A 7,282-nucleotide genomic window follows, 5' to 3' on the forward strand; every position below is an offset into this window, starting at 1 on the left:
AAAAAAATCAACAGGAAACCCAATGAAATCAATGGCTTGGCAGGCCACCCCTACGCCAGTGCTCGATCTCCTACCGTCACTTTTGACAACGAAAACAAATCGACCCCCAAGCCGGTGGTGCTGCGTCGCCGCGGGTCGGCCATCCTCAGCCGTCGTACCCCCGCCAACCCGCGTCCCTCAGCCACAGGCGAACGAGATGCCGCTTATGCACCGGATGATCGATGAACGCAGTGCGGCGATGGCAGGTGGCCAGGTTGTTCACAAACTGGATGTCGCCCGCTTCCATCGTGAAGTTGTGGCACAGGCCAGGATCGGCCAGCACTTCCCTGAGCAGTTCGATGGCCCGCGCGCCTTCCGCGTCGAGCTCGTTTTCCAGGCAACCTGTAGGCGTTCAGTAGCCGATAGAGGCCCATGCGCATCTTGAGCTCGCCTTTGTCGCTGGCGAAAATCGGTGCACTGACCGCACCCGGCTCACCGGCCGCATGCTCCTTCTGACGGTCGAACAGGAACGGCTGGTAGAGGCGCGCCAGGGCGGCCGGATGTTGTCGCAGCAGATCGTTGTGAACGGCGCGAATGCTCGCCACGCCGCTACGCCCCCCTTCGACAGCCGACTGCAGGCACAGCAGGCCGACGAACTCCGGTTGACCGCGGTTGTACGCGTTGTCGTTGTGAAAATATTGCTCGATGCTCGTTTTGTCCGGCCGCACGCCCGACCCCGGCGTGGCCTGCAGGCCTGTGTCATGAACGTCGGAGACGAGCGTCCCGTCCAGTTTCTGCGCGACTGGCCGCGCCACCAGGCCGGAGAGAAGCCAATACGCGAGCGTGCTGCCCGCCCCAGCCCATTCGCGCACCGGCAGGCCATTCAAGACGACAAAGCCGCGGCCCTCTCGCAGCCGGGACCTGACCTTGGCCATGAACTGTCGCGTGGCCGGCAACAGGAAATCCTCCGGTCGCAGCGCCACCGCCGGCACGGTTGCGCCGCGCACCTTGTCGACGACGGCCCCTAGTTCGGTGATCACCGGACCCGGCAGCGCCAATCGCCATTCGTCATCCCGCAGGTCGGCGGCGCGCCACGCCATCGAGCCCCCGAACTGGGGCGACCTCATTTCCGGTGCAGAACGCCGGTTTAGCAGCCGAGGGTTAACCCGCATTCGCTCAAACCATCTGGAACCTACGAGAACAATTCCGTAGACTTCCGCAAGGCTTGGAACTGCGCAGGCCAGGGGGAACCAGCTTGCCAAGCTTCTATCTGCGTTTTGTCGGATCCGACACCCTTCCCAAGTCTCTGTCCAGGCGCGAGGTTGAAGAATGCTTCGGCCTGAGCGCAGAAGACATCCACGAGCTTCGCCCGCCCCGCTTCAGGGGTACAGCTCGCCTTGGCGCGGCCGTTCAACTGGTGATGCTGCGGGCCACTGGACGACACCCAGATGCCCTCTCGGGCCTGCCACCCGTGCTGCTGCGGCACCTGACATCAACACTGGGCATGAGCGCGACGGACATTGCATCCGTGACTTCACTGTACAAGGACCGAGATACCCGCTTCGAGCATCAGCTTTGGGCACGGCAACGCGTTGGCTTCGCGGTCGTGGACGAAACCACAAAAGCGCTGCTTGCGGATGCCCTGCACGAGCTTGCCACGACTGCGATCTCGGTGAACGATCTGGTGAGTCAGTCGGAGCACTGGCTTTTCGACCGCCGCCTCGTGCTGCCTGGCGATCGGGCCCTCAGGGACATGGCCCGCACGGCATTTGCCGACCAGGAGAATGCGGCGCTGGAATCTATTCGCTCAGGCGTGCCGCGCGAGCACATCCACAGAGCGCTGTTGCACGCGTTCTCAAAACGATCTGGACCGGGCGGGCACAGCGTGCTGGAGTGGCTGCGCACGCCGCCGGGCAAGCATGGTCAGCTCACCCTGAGCGAGGTCACCAAAAAAATCGAGTGCCTAAAGGCATTGCACGTCCACGAGTGGAAGCTGTCGGCAATTGCGCTGAATCGGTTGAAGGCTTACAGCCAGGAGGTGGTCAATCGAGCACCTTCAGCAACAAAGAACCTGTCCCCTGAGCAGCGCGAGCTGGAGATGGTCGCATTCCTGCACGTGACATTGCTGGAACAGACCGACCTGGCCGCGGAGATGGGCGCGCGGCGCCTCACCGATCTCTACCGCAAGGCCTCCGGCAAGGTGCTCAAGAAGCAAGCGGACAGCTCCGTCGATTTGCGCGCTGAGCGGGTGAAGCTCAAGGAAGTCCTTTACGACAAAAAGCTGACCGCCGCGCAAATCGTCGCAGCGATGCGCGAGCTGGTGCCGCAAAACGAGCCCAACTTCGCTGGCACGCGAGCCCAGTTGGTCCGCGAAGCACTGGTGAAGGAAGAAGCACCACGTGTCTCAGCGCTCCTCAATTCACTGGGCATCCTGGAGATCAGAGGTGAGGCGTCGGACAAGGCGCTGAGGCAGCTCAAGTTGCTGCGCGACCTGGCCAAACGGGGGGCAACCAGCCTGCCTGAGGGACTCGATGTGTCTTTTGCCGACCCTGGCTGGCATCTGTTGTTGCAGGGGCCAGACCGCAAGCTCGCTCTTGCTGCACTGAAGGTCAGTGCAGCGACGGCACTGCGCAAGGCCATCAAGGGCGGAAGGCTCTGGCTGGCGCACAGCAGCCGACACCGCAGTCGAGCCGATCAACTGATGTCTGAGCAGGAATGGACAGACAAGAACAAGTCGCTCATCCGGGCCCTGAGTCTCACCGACGATCCCGACAAGTTCCTGGGTCGCGTGTTGGAGCGCGTCGACGCCGGCCTGGCCCAACTTGCCAAAGCTGTCGAGGAAGGCGCGCTCACCATCGACAACCAGGGTCACATCAGCATCGCACCCATCCAGGCGCTTGAAGTCGAACCCCAGGTCACGAAGACCCGCGAGAGCATGTTCAACATGATCGGCGGCGCGCAGTTCGCCGACATGCTGGTTGAGGTGGATGCCAAAACCCGCTTCAGCCAGGCGCTGCTGGGCCGGATGGCGAAGGACATTGGTGAGCTGAAGGCGGTCTACGGCGCCCTGTACGCGCATGGGACGGAGAACAACGCCAAAGGCGTGTGCGCCATGATCCCCGGCCTGCAAGTCTCACAGATTTCGATGGCCATGCGTGCGCTGGAGGCCACCGGGCGCCTGAGGGAGGCCAACTCGCGCATCATCGACTTTCAGCAGAGCATGCCGATTGCAATGCTCTGGGGCCGAGGCGACAAGGCATCCTCCGATTCGATGACGCTCGATACCTCGCGGCATCTGCACTCGGCGCGCATGGAGTACCGCCGCAAACAGCATGGGGTGGGCATCTATGTGCACATGCTCGACACCTGGGCGCTGTTTCACGACCAGCCCATCGTCATCAACGACCGGCAGGCCGCGCCAGCGGTGCACGGCGTCGAAGCGCACAACTGCACCCGGCGCGAGGATCAGATCCGCCTGTCCCTGCTGGCCGTCGACACCCATGGCTACACCAACGCAGCCATGGCGATCGCCAAGCTGCTGGGCTTCGATCTGTGTGTTCGCTTGCGCCAGCTGTCGGAGCGCAAGATGTTCATGGCCTGGGGTGCTGCGCCGCCCGAATCGCTGGAGCGGTTGGTCGTGGGCAAGGTATCGCTGCGGAAGATCCGTGCCGGCTGGATGGAGCTGCTGCGCCTGATCGCCTCCATCCGACAGGGCCGCCTCACGGCCGCGGAAGCCATCGCCCGCCTGGGCAGCGCCGCCCGGGGGGATCCTGTGCACGCGGCCGCAGACGAACTGGGAAAGCTCCTGCGCACCGTTTTTCTGTGCGACTACTTCACCATCCCTGAGTTCCGCCGCGAAATGCACTCACTGCTGAACCGCGGCGAGTCCATCCATCAATTGCAGCGCGCCGTGTACCACGGGCGCGTGGGCGTCTCGCGTGGTCGTCGGGCCGATGAACTGCGCGCCATCTCGACATCCCACACCCTGCTGACCAACGTGGTGATCGCCTGGAACACCATGAAGATGCAAGATGTTGTGGACCGCTGGAAAGCGCTCAAGCACCCCATCGAGGACCAATGGATCCGACGCATCGGGCCGGTTCACTTTGAGCACGTGAACTTCAAGGGCACCATCACCTTCGAGATCGATTTGTACGCCGACGCCCTCATTCAGCGTCAGTCCAAGCTGCGCGCGCGCCGGGTTTGATCCTGGTCGTCCGCAAGACGGAGGTTGAAGCACCTGACGGCCGGTGTCGAGGGCACATGGTCGGGAATGGTGGATTTTCGGAACCGGCTCTTTTCACGTGCAATTCACCCGGTTAGCGGTTTGCGTAGATCAATGAAATCAACGACTTAGCGGAGTGCCGAAAAAACAGCCAGCTCATTTTTCGTGCGATTCACCGGGTTAGGGTTTGGGACTGACAATGGCCTGCTACCCGAAGGTGGGTCATCACGGAGAAGAATGATGGGACAAGCCAAGCTCAAGCAGCGCACGGCCTTTGCGCCGGCCTTGGTCAATGAGTGGGAGGCGGAAGATGGCGTCAACTTCGCGGTGGCGCTCGCGCGTGTGACGGGCTGGCTGCTCCACGTTGACTGGTGGGTGCCGTCGCTTGATCCGGACAACAACGTTCCTCTTGAGGATTGCAAACCGCTGCGCGTCTACGTGGCGGACAATGGATCCCGGATTTTTGATGTGCGAGGCAACCGGTCACTCGGTGACTTCATTCATCGAACGATTCGGCCCATAGCCATGCGGCACGGCATGGGTGGTGTCCGGACGCGCTATTACGCTGAGAGCGCGCTCGCGACGCTGCCTCTGCGCTGCGCACCCGATCCGGCCAAGATCAATAGCGCAGCCAAAGCCATCGAGGCCAACACAGCCTATCTGGCTTCGATCCCCAAGCGGTTGGCACCCTGCGTTCCAGCCGCCGAGGCGGCCGTATACACATTCGGCAGGTGTGCCGCGTTCGCGGAAGCGATGCGTGTGCTGACGGGCTTGGACCCCGTAGCGCTACTGGCCATCCGATTCGAGCCGGGCGCGGAGGGAACCGAGCACGGGGCCGATGGCTATGTTCATAGCTTCGTTCTGCACCCAGACGGGATGGGGGAAGACAGCTGGGGCAAAGCGGATGTCAGGGAAATCGCTCAACGATTTGGCGTCGTCGAATTCCGGCTCAGCCGCGAGGCGCACGGCCGCGTCGTGAGCAACCTGCAGCGCAACTCGCCAGAGCTCTACGAAACTGCATTCGCCAAGGCCAAAGAACTCATCCAGACGTATCGGCAACAGTGAGTTGCTCGGGTCACCAGCCGTGCCAACACTCAGAATTGCCGCGCCCGACAATGTGCTCAAAACGCTTCATACGCTGTACAGCGTATGGTTGCCAATATTCATTAACCCCAGCGTAGCGAGGCTACTGCTCAGTTGTGACGCTTTTTAGATAGTCCCTCAGTGCTGGCTCGCACTGCCTTTGATGGTGCAGCGGGTTTGAACTGCTCGACCAGGCTGCGCAACGTGTCGGCTTCAGCCTTGAACTGTGATGCCTGCTGCCGGGCGTCCTGCAACTGCTGGTTCTGAGCGTCGAGAGATGCCGTGAGGTTTTTGACTGCTGCCTTGGCGGCTTCGAGTTCGGCGCCCATCCGGGTGATTGCCGTGACGACCTCCAGCGCCTTGGACTGGCTTCGGCGTTCAGTCTCAACCAGCTTGGCGCGCACGCCTTCCAGATTTTTTTCGACCACCGTGCGCCCGGCGCGCTCCTGTTCGATTTCGCGAAGCGCCCGACGCTCGGCACCGGCGGCCCGCTCATTGGCGGCTTCGATGGCTGTGCGCCCTTTGTCCAGCTCGGCGCTGAAATCCGCCCGGATGCGTTCCTGCTGGGCTTGTAACTCGCCCACTTGGTGCTGCAGCGCTTCCGTGCGTGCCATGGTGGCCGCGTGCGAACGGCGTTCGCTCTCATGGGCCCCGTTGCTCGCTTGAAGCTGAACCTCCAATTCGGCCAGGTGCCCGCGCATCTCCTGATTGAGAACCTCTGCTGCGTTGACGCGATCCTGCTCGGCTTCCAGATCCGCCAATGCTTTGGCCGTCTCGGCCTGCGCTTCCACTCGAAGGGCCGCCAGCTCGGTCCTGGCCAGCTCGGTCGCTTGCCCCCAAATGGTCTTCACGGTCTCGGCTGCGGCCACTTTGAGCGCTTCGGGCAGGTCCGGGTGGTCGATCTGCACCCGGGCCTTGTTGCGCAACTCATCCCAGAACCTGGTCAGCGCTTCTGCCGGTGCGCTCATCGAACCCTTGCGCACGTACTGGTAAAGCTTGTTGGCCGTGGGCGTGATCCCGTGCCGAAAGAACAGCAGCGCGCAGACCTCGCGGTACAAGGCCTTGGTTTCGCTGAACTGTTCCTTGAGGGATTCGATCTCCGCCTGGATTTCTGATTCGATGTTCATGAATAAATAATACAACGTAGTATGTTGAATTATTTGAATCAATAGCTCATCTATGGACATAATCAGTCTAATGTCCATAATTGCAGGTTTGCCTTCAAAAACGAAACATGCCCGTGTCCGACATCACCACCATCGACCAAATCGTCGTGCCTGAACGGTTGGATGGCCGTGCTGGGCGCAACCGGGGTGGGGGACGCCAGCAGATCGCAGCGGTCGACGACCGCTCGGCGGTTCTCGTCTGGCTCGCGCGGTATGTGGACTCACCGGCTACGCTGGCCAGCTACCGCAAGGAATCCGAGCGTTTCCTGTTGTGGTGCGTGCTCCAGCACCAGGTCGCCTTGTCGGACCTGACGCACGAGGACCTGCTGGTCTACCAGCGCTTTCTGGGCAATCCGGAACCCGCCCACCGGTGGATCATGAGTCCCGGGCAGAAGCCTGCGCGCAACTCGCCGGCGTGGCGGCCTTTCGCCGGCCCGCTGAGTGCCGCCAGCGTGCGCCAGGCCTTGTCCATCGTCAACAACCTGTTCAGCTGGCTGGTCGAAGCGGGCTACCTGGCCGGCAATCCGCTCACCCTGGCACGGCGCAAGCGCCAGCAGCGGGCCTCGCGCGTGACGCGCTTCTTGCCGATGGCGCATTGGCAGGCGCTTCGACAGACCGTCGAACTGATGCCCGCAGGCAGTGACCGCGAACGAGCGCACGCGGCCCGGTCACGGTGGCTACTCTCCCTGCTCTACATCGGCGCGATGCGCGTGTCTGGGGGTCGATTTGTTTTCGTTGTCAAAAGTGACGGTAGGAGATCGAGCACTGGCGTAGGGGTGGTCTGATAAGCCCTTGATTTCATTGGTTTTCCTGTTCACTTTTTCAGGCG

The 7,282-nt window shown here is 62.1% G+C and carries 6 protein-coding genes and 1 pseudogene; 4 read left to right on the forward strand and 3 right to left on the reverse strand.

Annotated features, from left to right (window positions below):
• On the forward strand, positions 1-225 hold a 225-nt coding region (locus FFS09_RS30960), incomplete at its 5' end, for a hypothetical protein (protein ID WP_212745186.1).
• Here FFS09_RS30960 and FFS09_RS31635 read toward each other — a convergent pair.
• Both FFS09_RS31635 and FFS09_RS30060 read right to left on the reverse strand, forming a co-directional pair.
• Complete coding sequence (locus tag FFS09_RS31635; RefSeq protein WP_354595910.1) at positions 146-322, reverse strand: TauD/TfdA family dioxygenase; 177 nt, start codon at positions 320-322, stop codon at positions 146-148. The genes FFS09_RS30960 and FFS09_RS31635 overlap by 80 nt on opposite strands.
• A gap of 121 nt (positions 323-443) precedes the next feature.
• A pseudogene (locus FFS09_RS30060) lies at positions 444-1,151 on the reverse strand (TauD/TfdA family dioxygenase); the annotation flags it as partial.
• 83 nt (positions 1,152-1,234) lie between these two features.
• Between FFS09_RS30060 and FFS09_RS30065 the strand changes: the two are divergent.
• On the forward strand, positions 1,235-4,186 hold the full coding sequence (locus FFS09_RS30065; RefSeq protein WP_212745187.1) for a Tn3 family transposase: 2,952 nt from the start codon (positions 1,235-1,237) through the stop codon (positions 4,184-4,186).
• Between the two features lie 258 nt (positions 4,187-4,444).
• Positions 4,445-5,269: a hypothetical protein gene (locus FFS09_RS30070; RefSeq protein WP_137922573.1), complete on the forward strand. Its 825-nt coding sequence runs from the start codon at positions 4,445-4,447 to the stop codon at positions 5,267-5,269.
• Positions 5,270-5,397: 128 nt separating this feature from the next.
• On the opposite strand, the gene FFS09_RS30075 is transcribed toward FFS09_RS30070, so the two are convergent.
• Entirely contained in the window at positions 5,398-6,414 is a 1,017-nt protein-coding gene (locus FFS09_RS30075) for a DNA-binding protein (protein WP_137922574.1), read from the reverse strand.
• A 113-nt stretch (positions 6,415-6,527) separates the two neighbouring features.
• Here FFS09_RS30075 and FFS09_RS30080 point away from each other — a divergent pair, with 113 nt between their 5' ends.
• The gene (locus tag FFS09_RS30080; RefSeq protein ID WP_212745188.1) at positions 6,528-7,238 is read left to right on the forward strand and encodes a tyrosine-type recombinase/integrase; all 711 of its coding nucleotides are present in this window, start codon (positions 6,528-6,530) and stop codon (positions 7,236-7,238) included.
• Positions 7,239-7,282 lie beyond the last annotated feature (44 nt).

Source organism: Hydrogenophaga sp. 2FB (assembly GCF_005503365.1).
Lineage (GTDB): Bacteria > Pseudomonadota > Gammaproteobacteria > Burkholderiales > Burkholderiaceae_C > Hydrogenophaga.